At 66.8% G+C, this 26,124-nt stretch carries 23 protein-coding genes; 9 read left to right on the forward strand and 14 right to left on the reverse strand.

The annotated features are described in order from the left end of the window. Positions 1–2: 2 nt before the first annotated feature. The 3 genes from FOC67_RS27400 to rep all read right to left on the reverse strand — a co-directional run bounded on the left by FOC67_RS27400 (position 3) and on the right by rep (position 4,600). The gene (locus FOC67_RS27400) at positions 3–575 is read right to left on the reverse strand and encodes a xanthine phosphoribosyltransferase (protein WP_003096508.1); all 573 of its coding nucleotides are present in this window, start codon (positions 573–575) and stop codon (positions 3–5) included. A 163-nt stretch (positions 576–738) separates the two neighbouring features. Continuing rightward, positions 739–2,457, reverse strand: a complete 1,719-nt coding sequence (locus FOC67_RS27405) for a ubiquinone-dependent pyruvate dehydrogenase (RefSeq protein WP_003096506.1) — start codon at positions 2,455–2,457, stop codon at positions 739–741. 133 nt (positions 2,458–2,590) lie between these two features. Beyond that, positions 2,591–4,600 (reverse strand): DNA helicase Rep, encoded by a 2,010-nt coding sequence (gene rep, locus FOC67_RS27410; RefSeq protein ID WP_003110454.1) that lies wholly within the window; start codon positions 4,598–4,600, stop codon positions 2,591–2,593. 187 nt (positions 4,601–4,787) lie between these two features. On the opposite strand from rep, the gene FOC67_RS27415 reads away from it, so the two are divergent. Next, entirely contained in the window at positions 4,788–6,464 is a 1,677-nt protein-coding gene (locus FOC67_RS27415; RefSeq protein ID WP_003121292.1) for a bifunctional diguanylate cyclase/phosphodiesterase, read from the forward strand. On the opposite strand, the gene FOC67_RS27420 is transcribed toward FOC67_RS27415, so the two are convergent. Beyond that, positions 6,376–7,842, reverse strand: coding sequence for a NorM family multidrug efflux MATE transporter (locus FOC67_RS27420; protein WP_009314513.1), 1,467 nt, complete (start codon positions 7,840–7,842; stop codon positions 6,376–6,378). The two genes, FOC67_RS27415 and FOC67_RS27420, sit on opposite strands and share 89 nt — an antisense overlap. Positions 7,843–7,990: 148 nt before the next feature. On the opposite strand from FOC67_RS27420, the gene FOC67_RS27425 reads away from it, so the two are divergent. Then, complete coding sequence (locus tag FOC67_RS27425) at positions 7,991–8,908, forward strand: LysR substrate-binding domain-containing protein (protein WP_003141986.1); 918 nt, start codon at positions 7,991–7,993, stop codon at positions 8,906–8,908. 150 nt (positions 8,909–9,058) lie between these two features. Next, positions 9,059–10,108, forward strand: coding sequence for a phosphorylcholine phosphatase (gene pchP / locus FOC67_RS27430; RefSeq protein WP_009314512.1), 1,050 nt, complete (start codon positions 9,059–9,061; stop codon positions 10,106–10,108). 41 nt (positions 10,109–10,149) lie between these two features. Here pchP and betT read toward each other — a convergent pair whose 3' ends face one another. From betT to FOC67_RS27445, 3 genes are all read right to left on the reverse strand, one after another. Further along, positions 10,150–12,135 (reverse strand): choline BCCT transporter BetT, encoded by a 1,986-nt coding sequence (gene betT, locus FOC67_RS27435; protein WP_003096496.1) that lies wholly within the window; start codon positions 12,133–12,135, stop codon positions 10,150–10,152. 124 nt (positions 12,136–12,259) lie between these two features. Further along, positions 12,260–13,753, reverse strand: coding sequence for a YifB family Mg chelatase-like AAA ATPase (locus FOC67_RS27440; RefSeq protein WP_009314511.1), 1,494 nt, complete (start codon positions 13,751–13,753; stop codon positions 12,260–12,262). 40 nt (positions 13,754–13,793) lie between these two features. Then, entirely contained in the window at positions 13,794–14,054 is a 261-nt protein-coding gene (locus FOC67_RS27445) for an accessory factor UbiK family protein (RefSeq protein WP_003096478.1), read from the reverse strand. Between the two features lie 439 nt (positions 14,055–14,493). Between FOC67_RS27445 and glnK the strand changes: the two genes are divergently transcribed. From glnK to FOC67_RS27470, 5 genes are all read left to right on the forward strand, one after another. Then, complete coding sequence (glnK, locus tag FOC67_RS27450; protein WP_003096476.1) at positions 14,494–14,832, forward strand: P-II family nitrogen regulator; 339 nt, start codon at positions 14,494–14,496, stop codon at positions 14,830–14,832. A 39-nt stretch (positions 14,833–14,871) separates the two neighbouring features. Next, on the forward strand, positions 14,872–16,200 hold the full coding sequence (locus FOC67_RS27455) for an ammonium transporter (RefSeq protein ID WP_003109815.1): 1,329 nt from the start codon (positions 14,872–14,874) through the stop codon (positions 16,198–16,200). A 260-nt stretch (positions 16,201–16,460) separates the two neighbouring features. Next, the gene (locus tag FOC67_RS27460) at positions 16,461–16,886 is read left to right on the forward strand and encodes a secondary thiamine-phosphate synthase enzyme YjbQ (protein WP_003096441.1); all 426 of its coding nucleotides are present in this window, start codon (positions 16,461–16,463) and stop codon (positions 16,884–16,886) included. A gap of 77 nt (positions 16,887–16,963) precedes the next feature. Next, the gene (gene sutA / locus FOC67_RS27465; RefSeq protein WP_003096440.1) at positions 16,964–17,281 is read left to right on the forward strand and encodes a transcriptional regulator SutA; all 318 of its coding nucleotides are present in this window, start codon (positions 16,964–16,966) and stop codon (positions 17,279–17,281) included. A 436-nt stretch (positions 17,282–17,717) separates the two neighbouring features. Next, the gene (locus FOC67_RS27470; protein ID WP_009314507.1) at positions 17,718–18,632 is read left to right on the forward strand and encodes a fimbrial protein; all 915 of its coding nucleotides are present in this window, start codon (positions 17,718–17,720) and stop codon (positions 18,630–18,632) included. A gap of 24 nt (positions 18,633–18,656) precedes the next feature. Here FOC67_RS27470 and FOC67_RS27475 read toward each other — a convergent pair whose 3' ends face one another. After that, a complete protein-coding gene (locus tag FOC67_RS27475) occupies positions 18,657–20,033 on the reverse strand; it encodes a PLP-dependent aminotransferase family protein (RefSeq protein WP_009314506.1) in 1,377 nt (458 codons plus the stop codon). 162 nt (positions 20,034–20,195) lie between these two features. Between FOC67_RS27475 and FOC67_RS27480 the strand changes: the two genes are divergently transcribed. Then, a complete protein-coding gene (locus tag FOC67_RS27480) occupies positions 20,196–21,365 on the forward strand; it encodes an MFS transporter (protein ID WP_009314505.1) in 1,170 nt (389 codons plus the stop codon). 30 nt (positions 21,366–21,395) lie between these two features. On the opposite strand, the gene FOC67_RS27485 is transcribed toward FOC67_RS27480, so the two are convergent. Genes FOC67_RS27485 through FOC67_RS27510 form a run of 6 tightly spaced genes read right to left on the reverse strand, consistent with a single transcriptional unit; the run spans position 21,396 to position 25,993 of the window. Next, positions 21,396–22,094 (reverse strand): HAD family hydrolase, encoded by a 699-nt coding sequence (locus FOC67_RS27485; protein WP_009314504.1) that lies wholly within the window; start codon positions 22,092–22,094, stop codon positions 21,396–21,398. Further along, positions 22,091–23,002 (reverse strand): tyrosine recombinase XerC, encoded by a 912-nt coding sequence (gene xerC, locus FOC67_RS27490; RefSeq protein WP_003096434.1) that lies wholly within the window; start codon positions 23,000–23,002, stop codon positions 22,091–22,093. Before xerC ends, FOC67_RS27485 begins: the two co-directional genes overlap by 4 nt. A gap of 19 nt (positions 23,003–23,021) precedes the next feature. After that, positions 23,022–23,723: a DUF484 family protein gene (locus tag FOC67_RS27495; protein WP_003096433.1), complete on the reverse strand. Its 702-nt coding sequence runs from the start codon at positions 23,721–23,723 to the stop codon at positions 23,022–23,024. A 30-nt stretch (positions 23,724–23,753) separates the two neighbouring features. Beyond that, positions 23,754–24,584 (reverse strand): diaminopimelate epimerase, encoded by an 831-nt coding sequence (gene dapF, locus FOC67_RS27500; RefSeq protein WP_003098223.1) that lies wholly within the window; start codon positions 24,582–24,584, stop codon positions 23,754–23,756. A 10-nt stretch (positions 24,585–24,594) separates the two neighbouring features. Next, positions 24,595–25,842 carry a diaminopimelate decarboxylase gene (gene lysA, locus FOC67_RS27505; protein WP_003096431.1) on the reverse strand — a complete coding sequence of 416 codons (1,248 nt, stop codon included), beginning with the start codon at positions 25,840–25,842 and terminating at the stop codon, positions 24,595–24,597. Positions 25,843–25,852: 10 nt separating this feature from the next. Then, positions 25,853–25,993 carry a lipoprotein gene (locus tag FOC67_RS27510; protein ID WP_003096430.1) on the reverse strand — a complete coding sequence of 47 codons (141 nt, stop codon included), beginning with the start codon at positions 25,991–25,993 and terminating at the stop codon, positions 25,853–25,855. Positions 25,994–26,124 lie beyond the last annotated feature (131 nt).

Consider the following 26,124-nt stretch of genomic DNA (forward strand, 5'->3'; position numbering starts at 1 on the left):
GCTCAGTCGAGGAACTCGACCTGGCCGCCGGCCAGCGATTTCACCCGGGCCAGGGACTCGACCCGGTAGCCTTCGCTTTCCAGCAGGGCGCGGCCATCCTGGAAGGATTTCTCGATGACGATGCCGAGCCCGGCGATGCTCGCGCCGGCCTGGCCGATCAGGTCGATCAGCGCCTTGGCGGCATGGCCGTTGGCGAGGAAGTCGTCGATCACCAGCACGTGGTCGTGGGCGTTCAGGTGCTTGGCCGAGATGGCGATGGTGCTCTCGGTCTGCTTGGTGAAGGAGAACACCTTGGAGATGTACAGGTTGTCCTTCAGGGTCAGCGACTGGTACTTGCGGGCGAAGATCACCGGGACGCCCAGCTCCAGGCCGGCCATGACCGCCGGGGCGATGCCGGAAGCCTCGATGGTGACGATCTTGGTGATGCCCTGGTCGCGGAAGCGCATGGCGAACGCGTGACCGACCTGCTGCATCAGCTGCGGGTCGATCTGGTGGTTGAGAAAGGCGTCGACCTTGAGTACGTGCTCGGAAAGGACGATGCCTTCCGAGCGGATTTTGTCTTTGAGAATGTCCACGGGTGGCTTCCTGCGAAGCGGCTGTCGCTGATGAAGCGCGGCATTGTACCGCCAGCCGGCGCCGCGCGCGACGTTCTCTCGGACGAGCGAACATGATCGAGCGGTCAGGAATCCGCGCCTGCCCGGCGCGGCCCCGTGGCAGGCGGGCCGCGCCGCTGCCGGCTCATTTCAGCAGGTTGTTCACCAGTAGCGTCTCGACGTCCTTGAAGCGCCCGCTGAGCACGGCCTTGGCGGCGTAGAGCGCGGTGTCGGCGACCTGGCCGAACTCGATCTTCGGCGGCATCACCAGCTCCGCAGGGTTGGTATGCACGTCCAGCAGCGCCGGACCGGGCTGGGCGAGGAACTCCTGCACCGCCGCCTCGAGATCCTCGGAGCGCGTCACCTTGCGTCCGTGGAAGCCGATCACCTCGGCGAGCCGGGCGAAGTCCGGGTTGAGCAGGTCGGTGTAGTTGTCCAGCAGGCCCTCGACCTTCTGTTCCAGCTCGACGAAGTTCAGCGAGGCATTGTTCAGCACCACTACCTTGATCGGCAGTTTTTCCTGGATGGCCGTCAGCAGGTCGCCGAGCAGCATGGCCAGACCGCCGTCGCCGGAGATCGAGATCACCTGGCGCTCGGGGTAGGCCTTCTTCAGTCCCAGCGCCTGGGGCATGGCGTTGGCCATGGTGCCGTGGACCAGGCTGGTGAGGGTGCGGCGCTTGCCGTTGCTGTGGATGTGACGCAACAGCCAGACCATCGCCGAGCCGCCGTCGGCGGTGAACAGGGCGTCCTCGCTGGCGTGCTGGTCGAGCAGGCTGACCAGGTGCTGGGGGTGGATCAGCTCGCCCTTGCCGGCTTGCTCCTCTTTTTCCAGCGTCCGCAGCGAGCGCTCGCGGTGCTCCAGGCATTCGTCGAGGAAGCTGCGTTCCTCGCGGACTTCGAGCAGCGGCAGGAGCGCCTCGAGGGTGGGGATCACGTCGCCGACCACGCCGAGATCGACGGGGTGGCGGCGACCCAGGTGGCTGCCGTCGCGGTCGACCTGGATCAGGGTGGCCTTCTGCGGATAGAACTGCGCCCAGGCGAAGTCGGCGCCGAGCAGCAGGAGGGTGTCGCACTCGGTCATCATGTGGAAGCCGGACTCGATCCCGAGCATACCGGTCATGCCCATGTTGAAGGGGTTGTCGTACTCGACGAAGTCCTTGGCCCGCGACGTGTGCGCGATGGGCGCCTTGAGGCGGTCGGCGAGGGCCACCAGCAGGTCGTGGGCGCCCTGGCAGCCGGAGCCGGCGTAGATGCCGATCTTCTTGCCGTGGGCCAGCAGGCGGGCGATGTCCTGCAGTTCGGCGTCGCTGGGGCGCAGCACCGGTTGCGGGAAATGCACCGAGAACGGCAGGTCGTCCTTCACCGTGGCCTGGCTGATGTCGGCCGGCAGGATCACCACCGCCACGCCGCGCCGGTTGAGCGCCGCCTGGCAGGCCAGGGCCACCACCCGGCGCGCCTGTTCCGGGCTGTGCACCTGCTCGCAGAACACCGAGCAACTGGCGTAGACCGCCTTGAAGTCGACCTCCTGGGGAAACTCCATGCCCAGTTGCGGGGTGACGATCTGGCTGGCGATCAGCACCATCGGCGCGCGGTTGCGCTGGGCCTCGTAGACGCCGTTGATGAAGTGCAGGCTGCCCGGTCCGCAGGAGCCGGCGCAGGCGGTCAGGCGTCCGCTGATGTAGGACTCGGCGCCCGCGGCGAAGGCCGCCGCCTCTTCGTGGCGCACGTGGACCCACTGGATCTGGCTGCGATGGATGGCGTCGGTGACATGGTTGAGGGTGTCGCCGACGATGCCATAGCAATGGCGGACGCCGGCGGCTTCCAGGGTTTCCACGACGATCTCGGCGACTTTCTTGCTCGACATGAAGCTGTCCTCGAATGGAATTCGTTAGCTAGCTAATTTTGGTCGCGCGTGGAGCGGCAAAAGTTCCTCGCCCGAGGCTAGGCATCGGGCAAGACACTTTTGTGAAAATCGAGACAGTCGAGGCGCGGCGGGCTCAGCGCTTGAGCATGGCGCGGATGTCGGCGAGGGCGGCGTTGCCCTTGGCCGCCTTGACCTCTTGCGGGGCGTCTTCCATGCCTTCCCATTCGAGGTCTTCGGGGGGCAGTTCGTCGAGGAAGCGGCTCGGCGAGCAGTCGATGATCTCGCCGTATTGCTTGCGCTTGGCGGCGAAGGTCATCGCCAGGTTCTGCCGCGCGCGGGTGATGCCGACGTAGGCCAGGCGGCGCTCCTCTTCCACCGTGTCGGCCTCGATGCTGGAACGGTGGGGCAGGATCTCTTCCTCCATGCCCATGATGAACACGTAGGGGAACTCCAGCCCCTTCGACGCGTGCAGGGTCATCATCTGCACGCCTTCGGCGCCTTCCTCTTCTTCCTGCTGGCGCTCCAGCATGTCGCGCAGGACCAGCTTGGCGATGGCCTGCTCGATGGTCATGTCGCCTTCCTCGTCGCGCTCGAGGGTGTTCTTCAGTGCCTCGATGAGGAACCAGACGTTGCTCATGCGGAATTCGGCGACCTTGTCGCTGGAGGCGTTCTGCCGCAGCCAGTTCTCGTAGTCGATGTCCATCACCATGCTGCGCAGCACGGCGATCGGCTCGTTCTCCGCGCACTGTCGGCGGATACCGTCCATCCAGCGCTTGAAGCGTTGCAGGCGTTCGTGGAAACGGCTGTCGAGGTGCTCGGCCAGGCCCATCTCGTCGCAGGCGGCGTACATCGAGATCTTGCGCTGGGTGGCGTAGTTGCCGAGCTTCTCCAGGGTCGCCGAACCGATTTCCCGGCGCGGCACGTTGATCACCCTGAGGAAGGCGTTGTCGTCGTCGGGGTTCACCAGCAGGCGGAAGTAGGACATCAGGTCCTTCACTTCCTGGCGCCCGAAGAAGCTGGTGCCGCCAGAGAGCCGATAGGGAATCTGGTGGTGCTGGAGCTTCAGCTCCATCAGCTTGGCCTGGTGGTTGCCACGGTAGAGGATGGCGAACTCGCTGTACGGCCGCTCGGTGCGCAGGTGCAGGGTGAGGATTTCCATGGCGATGCGCTCGGCCTCGGCGTCCTCGTTGCGGCAGCGGATCACCCGGATCGGATCGCCGTGGCCCATCTCGCTCCACAACTGCTTCTCGAATACGTGCGGGTTGTTGGCGATGAGGACGTTCGCGCACTTGAGGATGCGGCTGGTGGAGCGGTAGTTCTGCTCCAGCATCACCACCTTCAGCGAAGGGAAGTCTTCCTTCAGCTGCATCAGGTTTTCCGGGCGCGCGCCGCGCCAGGCGTAGATCGACTGGTCGTCGTCGCCGACCACGGTGAACTGGGCGCGGTCCTTCACCAGCAGCTTGACCAGCAGGTACTGGCTGGCGTTGGTGTCCTGGTACTCGTCCACCAGCATGTAGCGCACCTTGTTCTGCCACTTCTGGAGGACGTCCGGATGTTCCTGGAACAGCTTCACCGGTTGCAGGATCAGGTCGTCGAAGTCCACCGCGTTGTAGGCACGCAGGGTGCGCTGGTAATGCAGGTAGACGATCGCGGCGGTCTGCTCCTTGGGGTTGCGGGCCTTTTCCAGCGCCTCCTCCGGAAGGATCAGGTCGTTCTTCCAGGCGCCGATGTAGTTCTTGATCTCGTCGACGCCGTCGTCCCCGGAATACTCCTTCTGCATGATGTCGGTCAGCAGCGCCTTGATGTCCGACTCGTCGAAGATCGAGAAGCCGGGCTTGTAGCCGAGCCGCTCGTGTTCCTTGCGGATGATGTTCAGGCCGAGGTTGTGGAAGGTCGAGACGGTCAGGCCCTTGCCCTCGCCGCCGCGCAGCAGGGTGCCGACGCGCTCCTTCATCTCCCGCGCGGCCTTGTTGGTGAAGGTCACGGCGACGATGTACTGGGCGCGGATACCGCACTGCTGGACGAGATAGGCGATCTTGCGGGTGATCACGCTGGTCTTGCCGGAGCCGGCGCCAGCCAGGACCAGCAGGGGACCGCCGACGTAGTTCACGGCTTCTTGCTGCCGGGGATTGAGTCGGGACATAGGAACAGGCCGGAAGAGAGGGTTGAAGCGGGGGCGTATTCTAACAGGCTGGCTGGCATCCGCGAGAATTAGCGTGCAAGCTGTGACCGATCCCGAGATCGTTCACGCCATTTTGCTGTAGATTCCCTACCGCATTAGGATGATGCCGTTCGTTCTTTACGAAGATTCTTAAAACTTTGGAGGTTGCTTGTCAGCGCCCGCAGAACCCTTGCGCCTGCTCCTTCTGGCGGATACGCCGGACTGGGCGCCACTGCTAGGTGAACGCCTGAGAGCGCTGGGGCCTGCCTTTTCGCTGAGCATCGTCACCACCTGGGAGGGCGCGGCCACCCTGTTCGCCGCCGAGCCCCGCGGGCTGCTCCTGGCCACGCCGGCCTGCCTGCCGCTGGGGACTCCCTGCCCCTGGCCGGTGATCCTGCTGTTGCAGCAGGAGCCGGCGCAGGCGCCGGTTGGGGTGGTCGACTGGCTGGCCGCCGAACAGCTCTCCGAGGACAGCCTGCGCCGCTGCCTGCGCTACGCGCGCGAGCGCCTGGGCTTGCAGGCGACCCTGCAACTGCTCGCCGAGCAGGATCCGCTGACCGGCATCGCCAACCGCCAGGGCTTCCAGACCCTGCTCGCGGCGCGCCTCAGCGAATTCGACGGGCGTGGCCTGGTGCTCGGCCACCTCGACCTGGACAACTTCCGTCACGTCAACGATTCCCTCGGCCACCAGGGCGGCGACCGCCTGATCCTGCAGGTGGTCAACCGCCTGCGCGGCTTCATGGAGAACGGTGACAGCCTGGCGCGCCTGGGCAGCGACGAGTTCGCCCTGCTGCTGGACACCCGTCGCGATCCGCAACGCGCCGAGCGGGTCGCCGAACGCATCGTCGAATGCCTCGGCGAGCCCTACTGGATCGATGGCGAGAGCCTGTTGCTGGGTTGCAGCCTGGGCCTCGCCCACGCCCGTGCCGACGAAGGCGCCGACCCGCTGATGTGGCATGCGCACATCGCCATGCAGCAGGCCAAGAGCCGCCAGGGTTGCACCTTCCATGTCTTCGACGAACGCATCAACCGTGGCGTGCGCAGCCTCGCCGACCTCGAAGCCGAACTGCGCCGGGCGCTGCGTCGCGACGAGCTGGAGCTGCACTACCAGCCGCGACTGTGCCTGGACAGCGGGCGTATCGTCGGCCTGGAGGCGCTGGTGCGCTGGCGCCACGGCGAGCGGGGCCTGCTCACGCCCAGCGAGTTCGTCCCGCTGGCCGAGGAAAGCGGGCTGATCGTGCCGCTCGGCTACTGGGTCATCGCCCGCGCCCTGCGCGACATGCAGTGGCTCAACGGGCGCGGCCTGGAGCCGTTGCACATGGCGGTGAACCTGTCGTTCCGCCAGTTCCAGGACAGCCAGTTGCTGCCGACCCTGCAACGGTTGATCGAAGAGCACGGCGTCGACGCGCGCTGGCTCGAGTTCGAACTGACCGAGACCGCCGTGATGCGGCGCAGCGACCAGGTGCTGCAGACCATGCAGGCGCTCGGCCAACTGGGCGTGCGCTTTTCGCTGGACGACTTCGGCACCGGTTTCTCGTCCTTCGTCCACCTCAATAGCCTGCCGATCACCCTGTTGAAGATCGACCGCAGCTTCGTCGGCGGCATGGACCAGCGGGCGGAAAACTTCCAACTGGTGCGGGCGATGATCAACCTGGCGCACAACCTCAACCTGGAAGTGGTTGCCGAAGGCGTGGAGACCCTGCGCCAGCAGGAGCAGTTGCGCGATTTCGGTTGCGACCAGGTGCAGGGCTACTGGATCAGTCCGCCGCTGCCGCTGGCGGAACTGGCGCGTTTCCTGGGCATCGGCGAGCGCTCGGCGCACCGCGGCCAGCCGCTCGGCAATTGAGCGCCGACGTCTCGCTGGCCGTGGCTTTCGGCAGCAACCGCGCGGTCTTCCACTCGAAGGCCAGGGTCAGGCCGATGGCTGCGCAGGCCAGGCCGCCGGCCAGCCCCCACCAGACGCCCGCGGCGCCCCAGCCGGCCGCGAACGCCAGCAGGCAGGCCAGCGGCACGCCGACCAGCCAGTAGCAGGCCAGGCCGACCAGGAAGGTGGTGCGGGCGTCCTTGAGACCGCGGATCGCGCCCATGGCGACGTTCTGGGTGCCGTCGAACAGCTCGAACCAGGCGGCGATCGCCAGCAGCGAGACGGCCATCGCGGCCACCTCCCGGTTGGCCGGGGCGTCGCGGTCGAGGAACAGGCCGATGATGGCCTCCGGCATCCACCAGAAGAGCCCGGCGAAGAGCAGCATGCACAGCGCGCCGAAGCCGATGCCGACGCGCCCGGCGCGGCGTGCTTCGAGCAGGCGGCCGGCGCCGAAATGCTGGCCGATGCGGTAGGTGGTGGCGTACGACAACCCCACCGGCACCATGAACGCCACGTATACCGCCTGGATGGCGATCTGGTGCGCGGCCAGGGCGTGATCGCCGATGATGCCCATGCACAGGGTGGCGACCGTGAACATCCCCGACTCCACCGCGTAGGTGCCGCCGATGGGCAGCCCCAGGCGCAGGATCTCCTCGACCATCGCCCGCTGCGGCCGTCCCAGTCCGCGCAGCAGCGAGTACGCGGCATAGGCCGGCTGCCGGCGGATATACAGGGCCAGCAGCAGCGGCATGCAGTTCATGACGAGGGCGGTGACCAGGCCGATACCGGCCAGGCCCAGGCGCGGCAGGCCGAACAGGCCTTCTATGAAGGAATAGTTGAGAGCCAGGTTGGCCAGCGCGCCGAGCACGCTGATCGCCATCACCGGGCCGGCGCGGTCGATGGCGCTGGTGAAGCCGCGCAGGACCATGAAGGCCATGTAGCCGGGCAGGGCGAATGTCAGGCTGTGGAGGAACTGCATGGCGCCGTCCACCGTCTGCGGCGCCTGGCCGAAGAGCTGGAGCAGCGGCCGCAGGTTCCATAGCAGCAGGCCGGCGGCCAGGGCCAGCGCGGCGCCGACCCAGAGTCCGGAGCGAGCGGCCGCGGCGGCGCCAGCGGCGTCGTCGCAGCCGTGACGGATCGCCACCAGGTTGCCGACCGCTGCCACCACGCCGACACAGAACGTCGAGACGAAGGCGTAGCTGACCGCGCCCAGGCCGCCGGCGGCCAGCGCGTCGGGGCCGAGCTTGCCCATCATCACGGTGTCGGTGAAGACCATGGCGACATAGGCCAGCTGGGCGGCGATCAACGGGCCCGCCAGGCGCAGGATGGCTTTGAGTTCGACGAGGGATGGCGAGGACATGGATGAGTATGGCTCAGGAGGAGATGGTTGCCGCAATGGCCTGTCGGCGTTGAGAATGCGGCTATTCTCGGTGCGACTGGCATGGCTCCACAAAAGGAAAAACAAGATGCCAGGCATGAGTAAAAGTCATGAAAGAGGTAATTCCCCAATGACCCGTCGCCTGCCCCCGCTGTATGCCCTGCGCGCCTTCGAGGCTGCCGCCCGGCACGCCTCTTTCACCCGCGCCGGCGAGGAACTGGCGATAACCCAGAGCGCGGTGAGCCGGCACATCCGTACCCTGGAGGAGCACTTCGATTGCCGTCTGTTCGAGCGCCATGGCCGCCAGTTGCAGCTGACCGAGCCGGCACGCCTGCTACTGCCCGGGCTGCGCGACGGCTTCGATGCGCTGGAACGGGCCTGCACCGCCCTGCGCGTGGACGACGCCACCCTGCGCCTGAAGGCGCCTTCCACCCTTACCCTGCGCTGGCTGCTACCGCGCCTGAGCCGCTTCCGCCACCTGAACCCGGATATCGAGGTGCAGCTCACCAGTGCCTGGATGGATGTGGACTCGGTGGATTTCCAGCGCGAGCCTTTCGACTGCGCGGTGTTGCTGGGCAGCGGCCAGTTCAGCCCGGAATGGGAAACGGCAGCGCTGTTCGCCGAATGGCTGGTGCCGGTCTGCGATCCCGACGAGGCCGTGGAGCCCTGGACCCTCCAACGCCTGCGTGACAGCGAGTTGCTGCACCCCACGCCGGATCGTCGCGACTGGCGACGCTGGCTGCAGCGGACTGGGCTGGGGGACGAGGTGTCGCTCAAGGGCGGCCAGGTGTTCGACACGCTGGAACTGGGTATCGTCGCCGCCGCACGAGGCTATGGCGTGTCCATCGGCGACCTGGTGATGGTCGCCGAGGATGTCGCCCAGGGCCGCATCGGCCTGCCCTGGCCGGTGGCGGTGGCCAGCGGCGAAAGCTATCACCTGGTCTGGCCTCGCGCCCGCAGGGGACAGGAACGCTTCCAGCGATTGCGCGACTTCCTCCTCGCGGAGGTGGCGGCGATGCGTCTGCCCGTCGTCGAGCGGCTGGCGTGACGCCGCCGGACAACTCCTGGCGCTGACGCGACGTTACAGGTCGCTGCCGTCGCTGGGCCGGGCGCAGGGTTTGCGCTAGGGTCGTTGGTCGTTGCCTGTCGGGAGCGGCAGGGGACGGAGCTTCCTTCCAACCGCCCAAAGGAACCCGCCATGACCTTCGCCAAAGGAATACTCGCCGCGCTGGCGCTCGCCGCCGCAGTCGGCCAGGCCAGCGCCACCGAACTCGAGCACTGGCCGGCCCCCGCCGCCAGGCAACTGAATGCACTGATCGAGGCCAACGCGAACAAGGGCGCCTACGCCGTGTTCGACATGGACAACACCAGCTATCGCTACGACCTGGAAGAATCGCTGCTGCCCTATCTGGAAATGAAGGGCGTGCTGACCCGCGACAGGCTCGACCCTTCGCTGAAACTGATCCCGTTCAAGGACCAGGCCGGGCACAAGGAGAGCCTGTTCAGCTACTACTACCGGCTTTGCGAGATCGACGACATGGTCTGCTATCCCTGGGTCGCCCAGGTGTTCTCAGGCTTCACCCTCAGGGAATTGAAGGGCTATGTCGACGAACTGATGGCCTACGGCAAGCCGATCCCCGCCACCTATTACGACGGCGACAAGCTCGCCACGCTCGACGTCGAGCCGCCGCGCGTGTTCAGCGGCCAGCGCGAGCTGTACAACAAGCTGATGGAAAACGGCATCGAGGTCTACGTGATCAGCGCGGCCCACGAGGAACTGGTGCGGATGGTCGCGGCGGACCCCAGGTATGGCTACAACGCCAAGCCGGAGAACGTCATCGGCGTCACCACCCTGCTGAAGAACCGCAAGACCGGCGAGTTGACCACCGCGCGCAAGCAGATCGCCGAGGGCAAGTACGATCCCAAGGCCAACCTCGACCTGGAGGTGACCCCCTACCTGTGGACCCCGGCGACCTGGATGGCCGGCAAGCAGGCTGCGATCCTCACCTACATCGACCGTTGGAAGCGGCCGATCCTGGTCGCCGGCGATACCCCGGACAGCGACGGTTACATGCTGTTCAACGGCACCGCGGAAAACGGCGTGCACCTGTGGGTCAACCGCAAGGCCAAGTACATGGAGCAGATCAACGGCATGATCAAGCAGCATTCCGCCGCCCAGGCCAAGGTCGGCCTGCCGGTGACGGCGGACAGGAACTGGGTGATCGTCACCCCGGAGCAGATCCAGTAGGCGAAACGGCGAGGGCCGGCATTGGCCGGCCCCCGCATCCCTCAGCGCACCACGTGCAGGAAGTGCATGTGCCGCTCGTACTGATCGAGGATGTCGCCGATCACGCCGTCGCGGCTCCAGCCCATGATGTCGTAGTCCTGGCCGCCTTCCTGGAGATGGACCTCGGCGCGGAAATACTTGCGCGACTCGCTGCTGTCCTCGGTGTCGCGCATCACGAAGCTCGGCGTGGTGAAGGCGCGCGGACGCACCTCGTAGATGAAATCGACCTCGCCGCCGTGGCTGACTTCCAGCCGAACCCGGCCGTCCTCGCCGTCCTGCACCTGGACTTCGTAGCCCTGCTTGCGCAGTTCGGCGGCGACGTCCTCGCAGGCCGGTCGCGCCACATCGGTGATGAAGCGGTTGACGTGGCTGCGCCTCGGGAACATGGCGATGTTGCGCAGGCGGCGCTGCCAACCGTCGCCCTCGCTTGCGCCGCTGCGCGTGGTGGGGCGGGAGAAGGTCAGCGCCTGGTAGCGGATGCCGCGCTTGGTGGCATCCAGGTGCAGCGCCTTGAACAGGCCCCAGATCGACGCCAGGAGCACGATGGAGAACGGCAGCGCGCTGGCGATGGTCGCGGTTTGCAGCGCCTTGAGGCCATCGGCGAGGAGCAGGGCGATGGCCACCACGCCCATCAGCACCGACCAAAATATCCGCTGCCAGAGCGGCGAGTGGTCCTTGCCGCTGGAGGCCAGCATGTCCACCACCAGCGCGCCGGAGTCGGCCGAGGTGACGAAGAACACCACCACCATCAGCACCGCCACCAGCGAAATCACGCTGCCCAGCGGGAAGTGCTCGAGGAAGGCGAACAGCGCCACCGAACTGTCTTGGTTGACCACTTCGGCCAACTGGGTGAAGCCCTCCTGCAGGACCATGTGGATGGCGGTATCGCCGAACACCGTCATCCACAGCAGGGTGAAGCCGGCCGGGACGAACAGCACGCCGCAGACGAACTCGCGGATCGTGCGGCCGCGCGAGATACGGGCGATGAACAGGCCGACGAAGGGCGACCAGGACAGCCACCAGCCCCAGTACAGCAGGGTCCAGCCGCCGATCCAGTCGGTGGGCTCGTAGGCGTACAGGTTGAAGGTCTTGTTGACGATGTCGGACAGGTAGGCCCCGGTGTTCTGCACGTAGGTCTGCAGGAGGAACACGGTCGGCCCGAGGACCAGCACGAAGAGCAGCAGGATCACCGCCAGGCTCAGGTTCAGCTCGGACAGGATGCGGATGCCGCGGTCCAGTCCGCTGGCCACCGAGAGCGTGGCGAGGCCGCAGGTGGCGGCGATCAGGGCGATCTGCACGGTCTGGTTCACCGGCCAGCCGAACAGGTGGTGCAGGCCGCTGTTGATCTGCAGCACGCCGTAGCCGAGCGAAGTCGCCACGCCGAACACGGTGCCGATGATCGCGAAGATATCCACCGCGTGGCCGATGGGGCCGTAGATACGTTCGCCGATCAGCGGATACAGCGCCGAGCGCAGGGTCAGCGGCAGGCCGTGGCGATAGCTGAAGAAGGCCAGGATCAGCGCGACGATGGCGTAGATCGCCCAGGCATGCAGGCCCCAGTGGAAGAAGGTCAGCTTCATCGCTTCCTTCGCCGCCTGCACGGTGTTCGGCTCGCCTACCGGTGGGGTGGTGAAGTGCATCACCGGTTCGGCAACGCCGAAGAACATCAGACCGATGCCCATGCCGGCGGAGAACAGCATGGCGAACCAGGTGGTGTTGCGGTAGTCGGGACGACTGTGGTCGGGGCCGAGCTTGATGTCGCCGTAGCGGCTGACGGCGAGGAACACCACGCTGATCAGGATCAGCGCCACGGCCAGTACGTAGAACCAGCTGGCGTTGGTGATGATCCATTGCTGGACGTGGTTGAACAGCGATTGCGCTTCTTCCTGGAGGAGCACGGTGAACAGCACCAGGGCCAGGATCAGGGCGGCGGAGGTATAGAAGACCGGAGGATTCAGGGTGCTCCGGGGGGTAGTGGGTGTCTCCATGTAAGCTAGCTCTCCTTGTGATCGGATTGCCCGCCGAAGGCGGAAGACGAAACAGCCTAACACATCGTGATAGCTAATTTGATTCGGAAAGCCTTAATCGATAGCTTTGCTGAATTATTACGCTTCACGTGGAGGTCGGTGCCCGATACTGCAGGGCTTCCGCCAGGTGCCGGCGTTCGATGGCATCGATGCGCTCCAGGTCGGCCAGCGTCCGGGCCACCTTGAGTATGCGATGCAAGGCGCGCAAGGAAAGTTCCAGGCGCTCTCCGGCAGCCTCCAGCCAGCGGCGGTCCGCTTCGGCGAGTGCACAATTGCGGTGCATCGCCTGGAGGTCGAGATGGGCATTGGCGCAGCCCTGGCGGGCCAGTTGCCGTTGCCGTGCTGCGCCAACCCGTTCGCTGATCTCGGCGGTAGCGGTTTCGCCGTGTCCTGGCTGCAGGCTGGTGCTTTCGCGGAGCACGCTGACGTGCAGGTCGATGCGATCGAGCAGCGGTCCGGACAGCTTGCCCCGGTAGCGCTGGACCTGTTCCGGGGTGCAGCGGCAGCGGCCGCTGGGATCGCCTAGGTAGCCACAGGGACAGGGATTCATCGCCGCCACCAGTTGGAAGCGCGCCGGGAAACGTACCCGGCCGTTGGCCCGGGCAATGACGATCTCGCCGCTTTCCAGAGGCTCGCGCAGGACCTCCAGGACCTTGCGCTCGAACTCCGGCAGTTCGTCGAGGAACAGCACGCCCTGGTGCGCCAGGGTGATCTCGCCCGGCTGCGGGCGGCTGCCGCCGCCGACCAGGGCCGGCGCGGAGGCGGAGTGGTGCGGCTGGCGGAACGGTCGCTGCGGCCAGTGCCTGAGGGGGACGTGGCTGGCCACCGAATGGATCGCTGCGACCTCCAGGGCCTCGTCCTCGTCGAGCGCCGGCAGCAGGCCGGGCAGGCGGCTGGCCAGGAGGGTCTTGCCGGTGCCCGGCGGGCCGCTGAGCAACAGGTTGTGCGCGCCGGCGGCGGCCACCAGCAGGGCGCGCTTGGCGGCGGCCTGGCCCTGGACCTCGGCCAGGTCTGGATAAGGGAAGGGCGCGCGGAGCAGGCCGCGGGCCTGGTAGGGCAGCAGCGGGGCCTGGCCGGAGAGGTGTCCGGCGATCTCCAGCAGGTGGTCCACGGCGAACACCGTCAGCCCGCTGGCCAGGCTGGCCTCTTCGGCATTTTCCTTCGGTACCACCAGAACGCGCCTTGCGTCGCGCGCCGCCAGCGCGGCCGGCAATACGCCTCGCACTGGCCGGATCGCCCCGGACAGGGCCAGTTCGCCAAGGCACTCCAGGCCGTCGAGGGCGGTGCCGGGCAACTGGCCGCTGGCGGCGAGGATGCCGAGTGCGATGGCCAGGTCGAAGCGACCGCCGTCCTTGGGCAGGTCGGCGGGGGCGAGGTTGAGGGTGATGCGCCGCGCGGGGAAGTCGAAACCGGCATTGAGCAGGGCGCTGCGCACGCGGTCCTTGCTCTCGCGCACCGCGGTTTCCGGCAGGCCGACCAGGGTCAGCGAAGGCAGGCCGTTGGCCAGGTGCGCCTCGACGCTGACGCAGGGGGCTTCGACGCCGACCTGGGCTCGGCTGTGGACAATCGCCAGGGACATGGATCGCTCCTTGATCTCACGTCGCTCGCAGGGGGAAGGATCAGTCGGCGGGCGGCGTCAGCTTGCTTTCGAGTTCCGCCACCTTGGCCTCCAGGGCTTCCAGCCGTGCGCGGGTGCGGGCGAGGACCAGCATCTGGCTGTCGAATTCCTCGCGGCTGACCAGGTCGAGCTTGCTGAAAGCGCTCTGCATCAGGGCGCGGAACTGCGACTCCAGCTCGGCCTTGGGCAACGGCGATTCGCCGGCGAACAGGCGGCTGGCTTGTTGGCTGAGGGCTTCGAAGACGGCTTTGGGCGGCAGCATGGCGAGGGTTCCGGTAACGAGTGGGCGGCAGTCTAGCACGATGTCGGCGGCGCTCGCGGGAGGGCCATTGCACACTTTTTGCGCAACTGTCGGAGCGCGTCTGCGCCTATTTGGTGCGCCGCCCGGAGGCCGGCGTTCCGCACTATCCCCGGGTTGGCGGCTAAGGGCTTGAAATCCGGCGGATTTGCCGGAGCTGGCAAGCTTTCTGCTTTGGCCGGGGTGAGGCGTGCACTGAAGCAGTACCGGTGCGGCAGATGAGGCGGTTGCGGGAGGCCGGCAGGTTGCGGCATCGAACGGCCGCAGCAGGGCCAGGTCGGGGCGGAGGGTCCCGATCATGCTTCCCAGAGGGACCGGCGCGTTACAAAGCCAGACACTGCGCTTAGACTGTCCTCGGGTTCGTTTTCCTGGGGCGAGTCCACCAAACACGGGAGAGAGTTTCATGAAGCTAGTCACTGCCATCATCAAGCCGTTCAAGTTGGACGACGTCCGCGAGTCGTTGTCCGAGATCGGTGTGCAGGGCATCACGGTGACCGAGGTCAAGGGTTTCGGCCGGCAAAAGGGCCACACCGAGCTGTATCGCGGCGCCGAGTACGTCGTCGACTTCCTGCCCAAGGTGAAGATCGACGTGGCGATCGCCGACGACCAGCTGGACCGCGTCATCGAGGCGATCACCAAGGCGGCCAATACCGGCAAGATCGGTGACGGCAAGATCTTCGTGGTGAACCTGGAACAGGCCATCCGCATCCGTACCGGCGAAACCGATACCGACGCGATCTAAGCCCAACCGAACCCCCAAAAGCCCCAGGAGAATACCAACATGACTCTGCGTAAGATCGCAGGGCTAGGAGCCCTATTGTCCCTCGCTTTGCCGGGCGTCGCCCTGGCCGCCGAGGAGCCCGTCCTGAACAGCGGCGACACCGCCTGGATGCTGATCTCCACTGCGCTCGTCCTGCTCATGACCATCCCCGGCCTGGCGCTGTTCTACGGCGGCATGGTGCGAGCGAAGAACGTGCTGTCGATCATGATGCAGTGCTTCGCCATCACCGGCCTGATCACCATTCTTTGGGTGGTCTATGGCTACAGCCTGGCGTTCGATACCGCCGGGATGGAGAAGGGCGTCCTCAACTTCAATTCCTTCGTCGGCGGGCTGGACAAGGCCTTCCTCAGCGGTCTCACCGCCGACGGCCTGACTTCCGCCACCGCGCTGTTCCCGGAAAGCGTGTTCATCACCTTCCAGATGACCTTCGCGATCATCACTCCGGCGCTGATCGTCGGCGCCTTCGCCGAGCGCATGAAGTTCTCGGCGATGCTGATCTTCATGGCGGTCTGGTTCACCGTGGTCTACGCGCCGATCGCGCACATGGTCTGGAGTGGCGACGGCGCCCTGATGTGGGACTGGGGCGTGCTGGACTTCGCCGGCGGCACCGTGGTGCACATCAACGCCGGTATCGCCGGCCTGGTCGCCTGCCTGGTGCTGGGCAAGCGCAAGGGCTACCCGACCACGCCGATGGCGCCGCACAACCTCGGCTACACCCTGGTCGGGGCGGCCATGCTGTGGATCGGCTGGTTCGGTTTCAACGCCGGTTCCGCCGCCGCCGCCAACGGCACCGCCGGGATGGCCATGCTGGTGACCCAGATCGCTACCGCCGCCGCGGCCCTGGCCTGGATGTTCGCCGAGTGGATCACCCACGGCAAGCCGAGCGCCCTGGGCATCGCGTCCGGCGTGGTCGCCGGTCTGGTGGCGATCACCCCGGCCGCCGGCACCGCCGGTCCGATGGGCGCGCTGGTGATTGGCCTGGCCTCCGGGGTGATCTGCTTCTTCGCCGCCACCAGTCTCAAGCGCGCGCTGAAATACGACGATTCCCTCGACGCCTTCGGCGTACATGCGGTCGGCGGTATCGTCGGCGCGCTGCTCACCGGGATCTTCGCGGCGCCGTCGCTGGGCGGCTTCGGCAGCGTGGAGGACATCGGCGCGCAGTTCTTCGTGCAGTTCAAGGGCGTGGCCTTCACCGTGGTCTACACCGCCGTGGTGACCTTCGTGATCCTCAAGGTGCTGGACCTGGTCATGGGCCTGCGGGTCACCGAGGAAGAGGAAGCGGTCGGCCTCGACCTGGCGCTGCACAACGAGCGCGGCTACAACCTGTAATACCTGCCGGCGCCCGGCTTTCCGCCGGGCGTCGGCTTGCCTCCCGCGCTCGCCTTCGCCGAACGCCATGCCCTTGTGCGTCGAAAGTCCTGGGCACTTCCCGCGACCGCCACGACCTCTCCGCAACCGGTCTTTCAGCGACTGCCGGCGGACTGCGCAACCCTCAGCTTTCACAGGTCTGTCTCTTACGCTCTTTGCTTTTTCAAATGCCGCGCTAGAATGCGCGGCGCGACGGATCGGAGCCGATTTGGAACAGCAGCATGTGGCAGCAGACCCTGATCACCTTGCGCCCGCGTCCGCGGGGCTTTCACCTCGTCACCGAGGAGATACTCGACGCCTTGCCGGAGCTTCGGCGGTGCCGGGTCGGCCTGCTGCACCTGCTTTTGCAACATACGTCGGCTTCACTGACCCTGAATGAAAATGCCGATCCTGCCGTACGCCGGGATTTCGAGCGTTTTTTCGAGCGGCTGGCGCCACGCGGCGAAGTCGGCTATGAACACAACGACGAAGGTCCGGACGACCTTCCGGCGCATTTCAAGGCCAGCCTGCTGGGCTGCCAACTGACCCTGCCGATACAGTCGGGAGGGTTGGCACTGGGCACCTGGCAGGGGATCTATCTCGGTGAACACCGGGACAGGGGCGGGGCACGGCGCGTGCTCGCCACCTGGCAGGGCGAGTCAGTATGAATTTTTTCCGGCGGCGCTCATCAAAACGCGCGGCTGGGCTATAACTAACCTGCTTTTGCAGCACCGAGAGGTTGACCATGAGCGAAGAAGAACTGGAACAGGACGAGCTGGACGGCGCTGACGAGGACGACGGCGAAGAGCTGGCCGCGGCCGACGACGGCGAAGCGGACAGCAGTGACGGCGACGAGGCCCCCGCCCCCGGCAAGAAGGCGAAAGCCGCCGTGGTGGAAGAGGAACTGCCCTCGGTCGAAGCCAAGCAGAAAGAGCGTGACGCCCTCGCCAAGGCGATGGAGGAATTCCTTTCCCGCGGTGGAAAGGTGCAGGAGATCGAACCCAACGTGGTGGCCGATCCGCCGAAGAAGCCGGACAGCAAGTACGGCAGCCGCCCCATCTGATTTCGCGTCATCCCAAGGCCCGCCACCCGTGAGGGAGTGGCGGGCCTTGTGCTATGGCGCCTGCTATCTTGGCGGGCATCTCGCCCCGCCGCGTCCCGGTTGGCGAGCCGATCTTTCGCCTGTTCAGGCACGGCTGGCGACGGGCCAAGGCCTTTTCCTTTCCGGTGGCAGCGCTACCGTTCCACATCGTCAACCGAAGCTGCTTGCCATCCAGGCGCTCCAAGCGGCGTCCGGGGTCGATCCTGCACTTGCCGGAGAGCGAGCTGTAGAGCTTGCTTAAGAATTTTCCTAGCGATTCTTAGGTGGATTCGCGGAGCCGTGTAGGTCCTGTCTTATGGCTCTTTTCCAGGCGTTCTGAAAAGATTCGCCACCCATCAAGTTCGCGCCGGTTCCGCCGGATTTTCCCGGACATGCCGGACACATCGGTTGTCATCCCATGGAGTTCAAGACGTTCCGTCGAACCCTGCTGATCGCGGCAGTCCTGTTCGTTCCCGCCGGCACCAGCATGGCTGCCAATCTGTACGCTTTCGGCGGCCGCGATATCGCCGTCCCCTCGATCCTTCCCGAGGGAAACGTCACGTCGCGCTACACGTTCACTCCCATGCAACTGTGCGGCAAGCCCAGCTGCGATCTCATCGGCGTCGCTCTGTACAACAAGGGAAGTGTCTGGGACCCGGTCGATGGTCCGGACCTGAATACCAACGTGCCGGGCCTTTCGGTGCGCCTGCTGCTGGATGGCATACCGGCGAGCAGCCGTTTCAAGGGCACTTTCTCGCAAATCGCGGAGGTCCAGTTGTTCCGCAACTCGACGCCGCTCTCCGACGGCCAATTCGCGAGCGGAGCGTTCAACTCGTACTTCCTCATTACCTACAAGGACGGGCTTGTCGCGTCTGGCACCTCTTCCGTCAGGTTGACCGGGAGCGTCACCACGATCAATGCGACCTGCCAGGTCGCCGACCAGACCGTGAAGCTGCAGTCGATCGCTGCCGCCCGGCTGAACGGCGTCGGCACCTACGCGGCCGTTACCCCGTTCAATCTCGTAGTGGCCGGCTGTCCTCGCGGGTACAACCGCGTCGGCTACAGCCTTCAAGCGGTGGGGGGGGCGGTGGCCGAAGGCTCGGGTGTGCTGCCGCGCCTGGCGGGCAGCACCGCGACCGGCGTATCGATCCGGGTCACCGACGAGGCCGGCGTGCCGCTACGGATGGGACTCTCGTTGCCGGTGACCGCGTACGACAAGAACACCGGCGGGGCGTACTGGATCCCGATGAAAACGTCCTATGTGCAGACCGCCGAGAAAATCACGCCCGGCTCGGTCCTGGCCGCGATGGTGATCCTGCTCGACTACCAGTGAGGCAGGGGAGGGCAAGAGCGCGCCTCACCCGAACGCCTCGAAGAACGCCAGGGCCCGCGGGTCGCTGGCATAGGCGATGTTGATACGCAGCCAGTCGCTCTCCTCGCCTTCCGGGCTGAAGCCGCTGCCCGGCGACAGCAGCACGTCCAGGCGTGTCGCCACGGCCTGCACTTCGGCGAACGGGTAGTCGCCGATACGGGCCCAGACGAACATCCCGCCGACCGGTTCGGCGAACACCTCCCAGCCGTTGTCCCCAAGCACCCGCAGGGTCGCCGCCATCTGCCGGGTCAGGCGCTGGCGCAGGCGTTGCACCAGCTTGCGGTAACTGCCGTTGGCGAGCATGGTCGAGACCACGCATTCGGCGAAGCGCTGGCTGCCGATGCTGGTGTACATCTTCACATCCGCCAGGCGCCGGATCAGCTCGGGGCCGGCGATCAGGTAGCCGACCCGTAGCGAGCAACTGAGGGTCTTCGAAAAGCTCGCCAGGTAGATCACCCGGCGCAGCGAATCGAGGGTCGCCAGGCGGGTGCTGGGGCCGTTCTGGAAGTCGGCGTAGATGTCATCCTCGACGATGTGGAAATCATGCTGCTCGGCCAGTTGCAGCACGCGGTGGGCCACCGAGGGGCTGAGGCTGGTGCCGGTGGGGTTGTGGTACATGCTGTTGGTGAAAAGGAACTTCGGCTTGTGTGCGCGGAGGATCGCCTCCAGCGCGGCGGTGTCCGGGCCGTGGCGGGTGCGCGGCACGCCGAGCATCTTCACCCCGTGGAATTTCAGCAGGTTGAACAGGTTGTAGTAGCCGGGGTTTTCCACCACCACCACGTCGCCCGGCTTGAGCAGCGTGCGCACCAACAGGTCGAGGGCATGGCTGGCGCCGGTGGTGGTGAGGATCTGCTCCGGGTCGACATGGATATCGATCAGCCGCAGGCGTTTCTGGATGTGCTGGCGCAGCGCCGGCAGGCCCAGTGGAGTGCTGTAGTCGAACAGCCCGGCGAGTTCGCTGCGGGCGACCTGGCGGATCGCGTAGCTGAGTTCCTCGACTTCCCGCCAGCTGTCCGGAATCCAGCCGCAGCCGAGCTTGAGTTTCGTCGAGCTGCCGCTGAACTGGCCCCATGCGCTTTCCGCGCCTTCGTGCCATTCGCTGTCGAGGTCGGTAGTGGCGGCGGGCGCCTCGGCGACGAAGAACCCCGAGCCGTGCCGCGATTCCAGCATCCCCAGGGCGACCAGGCGGTCGTAGGCCTCGATCACGCTGGACTGGCTGAGCTGGTTTTCCCTGGCCAACTGGCGTATCGACGGAATCCGCGTGCCGGCGCGGACGCGATTGCCGCGGATCCAGCCGCTGACCCCTGCGACGACCTGCTGCACCAGCGGCTCGCTGGCATTGCGGTCGATCCGGAGGTGCATGCCTGACTCACTGTTCGGTCTTTTCAGGCGAACAGTTAAGCACAAATCCGAACAGCTGTTACTTGTTCCGTAGCGCCGCCGCGCCGGATAGTCGACGCCTCTTCTCGCGGGCTAGCCAATGCCCACCGCTCTGCCGCGGCAGGCCCTTGAACGGAGAAACGCATGAGCAATACCCGTCGCCACGCCGCATGCCTGGCTTTCGGCCTGTGCCTGATCACCTTGGCGGTGAACCTCCAGGCGCCGCTGTACACCGCCTACGCGGAGCTTTCCGGCTACGGCGCGGCGGCCACCGCCAGCGCTTTCTCCGGCTATGTGCTCGGCGTACTGCCGGTGCTGCTGGTACTCGGCGGGTTGTCCGATCGGATCGGGCGCAAGCCGCCGATCGTCGTCGCGTTGCTGCTGTCGATGGTGGCCACCCTGGTGATGGCGCTCTGGCCGCGCCTGGAGGCGCTCGGCGTGGCGCGCCTGTTGCTCGGCGTCGGCACGGCCCTGGCATCGGCCACCGGGACGGCCTACATGAGCGAACTGATGGCGGGCGGGGATTCCCGCACCTCGGCCAACTGGGTGACCGCCAGCACCTCGCTCGGCTTCGGCCTCGGCGCGGCACTGACCAGTCTGTTCCTGCTGTTCCGGGAGAGCCTGGTGCCCGGCAGCTTCTGGGTCCAGCTGGGACTGGCCTGCGTGGCCCTGGCGGCGGTGGCGGGCCTGCCGGACGAGGCGCCGCGCGGGCGCGATACGCCGATGCTGCGGCTGCCGTTCTTTCCCGCCGGCAGCCTGCCGTACGGCTTCTCGATCCTGCTGGCATGGGCCACTGTGGGCCTGGTCATCGCGGTCCTGCCTTCGCTGCTGGCAGCCCACGGGCTGGCGCGCTGGTCGGGCTTCTCGACCTTCACCGTGATCAGCTGCGGCCTGCTGTTCCAGCCGCTGGCGCGGCGGATGGCGCCGGCCTCGGCGACCTGCCTGGGGCTGGTGATCCTGCCGCCGAGCTATGCCCTGCTGGCCTGGGGCGCGATCCACGGCTCGCTGGCTGCGGTGCTGTTCGGCGCGCTGGGCGCGAGCAGTTCCTGCTACGGCTTTACCTACCTGGGCGGGCTGTCGGCGGTGAATGTCCTGGCCGGTGCGGAAAAGCCGCGGGCCAGCGCGGGCTACTTCCTGTTGGCCTACCTCGGCTTCAGCCTGCCGGTGATCTTCACCGGACTGATCGCGGATCGCTTCGGTGCGTCGACGGCGTTGCTGCTTTTCGGCGTGTCGCTGACGTTGGCTGCCGTTGCGGTGGCGTTTTCCATCTTGCGCGGGGTCGGGCGCTTCAAGGCCAGCGCTTCGCGTGCCTAGGGCGCTACCCGCGACCGGGGGCCCGGTTCGTCATTGCAGGCGGGCGAGCAGGGCCGGAAGCTCGGCGAGGCTGCGGATCTCCGCGCTCGGCTCTTCCTCCCCGGCCCAGGGCTTGCCGTTTGGGTTGAACCAGATGGCACGCATGCCGGCGCGGCGCGCTCCGGCGATGTCGTCGTTGGGGTGGTCGCCGATGTGTACCGCTGCCGAGGCCTCGACGCCGGCGCGCTTCAGGGCTTCGCGGAATGGCGTCGGGTCGGGCTTGCCGACGCCCAGTTCCTCGGCGCAGAGGGCGAACCGAAAGTAGTCGGCCAGGCCCAGGCGGCGCACGTCGGCGTTACCGTTGGTGAGCACGCCGAGGGTGAAGCGGTCGGCGAGGATCTCCAGGGTCGGGTGGACTTCGGGAAACAGGGTGACCCGGTGGCGCGCTTCGAGGAATACCTGGAAACCGGCCTCGGCCAGGCTTTCCGCCTCCGCCTGTGGATAACTGGCGTCGAGCAGGGCATGGAACAGGATGCGCCGGCGCAGCTCGCTGAGACGGTGGCGCAGCATCGGTTCGCGATCCAGCAGGCGGGTGCGGATCGCCCACAGGTGCTCGATGGGCACCGGGCCCAGGCGCGCCGCGTTGCTCGCCAGCCATTCGCGGAGCAGGGCCTCGGCGTTGTTCATCACCGGGGCGACGTCCCACAGGGTGTCGTCGAGGTCGAAGGTGATCAGTCGCAGGCTGCTCATGGGTCGTTGCCTCCATCGGCGTTGCCCTTGCGCTTGGCGCGGGGATGGGCGCGGTCGTAGACCGAGGCCAGGTGCTGGAAGTCCAGGTGGGTATAGATCTGGGTCGTGGCGATGTCGGCGTGGCCGAGCAGTTCCTGCACGGCGCGCAGGTCGCCGGACGACTCCAGCAGATGGCTGGCGAAGGAGTGCCGCAGCATGTGCGGGTGCAGGTGCTGGCCCAGCTCGCGGACGCCGGCCTGGCGCACTCGCAGTTGGATCGCCCGTGGCGTCAGGCGCTTGCCGCCGCGGCCGATGAACACCGCTCCGTCTTCCGGAGCGGCCTGGGCGCGCAGCGGCAGCCAGGCTTCGAGCGCCTGGCGCGCGGCCTTGCCGACCGGCAGCTCGCGGACCTTGTTGCCCTTGCCGCGCACTCGCACCAGGCCTTCCTTGAGGTCCAGCCATTCGAGATCGAGGCCGACCAGTTCCGAGAGGCGCAGCCCGGAGGAATAGAACAGCTCCAGCAGGGCCTGGTCGCGGCGGGCGATGAAGTCATCCTCCACGGCACCGTCGAGCAATTGCAGGGCGCGGTCGGCGTCGAGGGTCCTGGGCAGCTTGCGCGGACTCTTCGGCGCGCTCAGGCCGTTGGCAGGGTCGTGCCGGCAGCGCCCTTCGCGTAGCAGGTACTGGTAGAGGCCGCGCGTCGCCGAGAGCAGCCGTGCCAGGCTGCGGCTGGATTGGCCCTGCTGGTGCAGGCGGGCGACGAAGGTGCGCAGGCTGCGGGTGTCGAGGGCGTTCCAGTCGGAGAGCCCGGCCTTTTCGGCGAGGGCGAGGATCTTCAGCAGGTCGCGGCGGTAGCCGTCGAGGGTGTGCGCGGAGACCTGGCGCTCGCTGCGCAGATGTTCGAGGAAGGCATCCAGGTCGGCGCGCATCTCGGACCGCCCGCCGCGCTCAGCGGACCGAGCGCAGCGGCGAGGAGAAGCGCGGCAGCACGCGGGCCAGGACCTCGGCGACGTAGCCGAGGAACAGGGTGCCGAGGGAACTCTTGTAATGCTGCGGATCGGGACTGCCGATGGCGAGCACGCCGTGCAGGCCCTGGAAACTCAGGGAGACCACCGCTGCGGAGCCGATCTCGTCGCGGTCGCTCTCGCCGAAGAGGAACGCCAGTTCGTGTGGACGCAGCACGCCGCAGACGGTCTTGCCGCCGGAGAGCAGGCCGCCGATGGCCTGGTGCGCCTCCGCGCTGCTCACCGAGCGGCCCACCGAGACGCTACTGTCGCTGAACAGGATCAGGCTCACGTAGGGCACCTGGAACTCGTGGCGCAGGCTGTCCTCGACGGTACTGACCACGTCTTCCAGGCTGGTGGCGTCGAGCAGGTCGAGGACCAGGCGGCGGGTCTTGTCGAACAGGCGGTCGTTCTCGCGGGCCACGTCCATCAGTTGCGAGAGCCGGTGGCGCATCTCGATGTTGCGCTCGCGCAGCAGGCGTACCTGGCGCTCTACCAGCGACACGGCGTCGCCGGGCTGGTGCGGGATGCGCAACTCGGGGATCAGCTCGTCGTGCTCGACGAAGAACTCCGGGTGCTGGCTCAGATAGGCGGCCACCTGCTCGGCGTCCAGCGCTGCTGTCGGTTCCTGGCTTTTCTCGGTCATAAGCGTCTCGGTTCTCGCGGGCGACGGCCCTTACAGGCGGACCTGGCCTTCATACACGCGGACGGCAGGCCCGGTCATCATAACGGGCTGGCCGGGACCTGCCCACTCGATGTGCAGGCGGCCGCCGGGGAGGTCGATCTGCACCGGCGATTGCAGCCAGCCCTGGCGAATCCCGGCAACCGCCGCGGCGCAGGCGCCGGTGCCGCAGGCCTGGGTCTCGCCGACGCCGCGCTCCCAGACGCGCAGGCGCGCATGGTGCGGATCGAGCACCTGGAGGAAGCCGATGTTGGCCTTCTTCGGGAAGCGCGGATGGACTTCCAGTTGCGGACCGAGGCTGTGTACCGGTGCGCTGTCGACGTTCTCGACGCGCAGCACGCCATGGGGATTGCCCATGGATACCGCGGCCAGTTCGACGCGCTGGCCATTCACCTCTATCTCATAGGACAAGGCTTCGCGCTCGGCCTGGAACGGTATCTCGGCCGGGGCCAGGCGCGGCGGACCCATGTCCACCGTGACCTGGCCGTCCGGGCGGATATTCAGCTCGATGATGCCGCCCTTGGTTTCTACGCGGATGCTCTTCTTCACCGTCAGGCGCTTGTCCTGAACGAAGCGGGCGAAGCAGCGGGCGCCGTTGCCGCACTGCTCGACCTCGGAGCCGTCGGCGTTGAAGATCCGGTAGCGGAAGTCGACGTCGGGGCTGCTAGGGGCTTCGACGATCAGCAACTGGTCGAAGCCGACCCCGGTGTTGCGGTCGCCCCAGAGCTTGACGTGCTTGGGCTGCACATGGGCGTGCTGGCTGACCAGGTCGAGGACCATGAAGTCGTTGCCCAGGCCATGCATCTTGGTGAAGCGCAAAAGCATGGTCTGGGCCTCACTGCGGCAGCAGGCTTTCGCCGGCGTAGAGCTCTTGGACGGTCTCGCGGCGACGGACCTCGTGGGTCTGCTCGCCATCCACCAGCACCTCGGCGGCGCGACCGCGGGTGTTGTAGTTCGAGCTCATGACGAAGCCGTAGGCGCCGGCCGAGCGCACCGCCAGGAGGTCGCCTTCGGCGAGCGCCAGGTCGCGATCCTTGGCGAGGAAGTCGCCGGTCTCGCAGATCGGCCCGACCAGGTCGTAGCGGCGCGGCACGGCATCGCGCGGGCGTACCGCCTGCACGTCCATCCAGGCCTGGTAGAGAGCCGGGCGGATCAGGTCGTTCATCGCCGCGTCGACGATGGCGAAATCCTTGTGCTCGGTGTGCTTGAGGTACTCGACGCGGGTCAGCAGCACGCCGGCGTTGGCGACGATGGACCGGCCCGGCTCGAACACCAGGGTCAGGTCGCGGCCATGCAGGCGCTCGCGGATGGCGCGGATGTAGTCGCCGGCCAGCGGCGGCTGTTCGTCGCGGTAGCGCACCCCGAGGCCGCCGCCGAGGTCCAGGTGGCGAATGCCGATGCCTTTGCCGGCCAGGCGGTCGACCAGCCCGAGCAGGCGCTCGAGGGCGTCGAGGAAGGGCTCCAGCTGGGTCAATTGCGAGCCGATGTGGCAGTCGACGCCGATCACCTCCAGGTGGTCAAGCTCGGCGGCGCGGGCGTAGACCGCCTCGGCCTCGTCGATGGCGATGCCGAACTTGTTCTCTTTCAGGCCGGTGGAGATATAGGGGTGGGTCTGGGCATCCACGTCCGGGTTGACCCGCAGCGACACCGGCGCTTTCACGCCGAGTTCCGCGGCCACCCGTTGCAGGCGCTCCAGCTCTTCGCCGGACTCGACGTTGAAGCAGTGCACACCGACTTCCAGGGCGCGGCGCATGTCGTCGCGGGTCTTGCCGACGCCGGAGAACACCACCTTGGCCGGATCGCCGCCGGCGGCCAGGACACGCTCCAGCTCACCGCGGGAAACGATGTCGAAACCGGCGCCGAGGCGCGCCAGCACATTCAGCACCCCGAGGTTGGAGTTGGCCTTGACCGCGAAGCAGACCAGGTGCGGCATGCCGGCGAGGGCGTCGGCATAGGCGCGGTACTGGGCCTCGATGTGCGCGCGGGAGTAGACGTAGGTGGGCGTGCCGAAACGCTCGGCGATGCGGGAAAGCGCCACCCCTTCCGCGAACAGCTCACCGTCGCGGTAACTGAATGTGTCCATGGGCGCTCTCTCAGAAACCGTAGCGGTCTTTGCTGTGTTCTTTCTTGGCTTTTTCGTCGTCCGGCAGGTACAGCGGGCCTTTCTGGCCGCAGGCGGCGATGGAGCCGGCGAGGAGGGCGAGCGCGACGAAGGACAGGAACAGCCGCTTCATGACGGAATCCTTGTAGAAAACGTGAATTGTTCCGGAGTATACCGACCCCCCGGCGCCTTGCCTATGCGAGCCGGATCAGGTGTGCCGGGGCTTGCAGGGGAATGGCCTGAGGCAGAGGGGGCGCCGGCGTT

The organism is Pseudomonas sp. FDAARGOS_761, from assembly GCF_013343155.1.
Classification (GTDB): Bacteria; Pseudomonadota; Gammaproteobacteria; order Pseudomonadales; family Pseudomonadaceae; genus Pseudomonas; species Pseudomonas aeruginosa.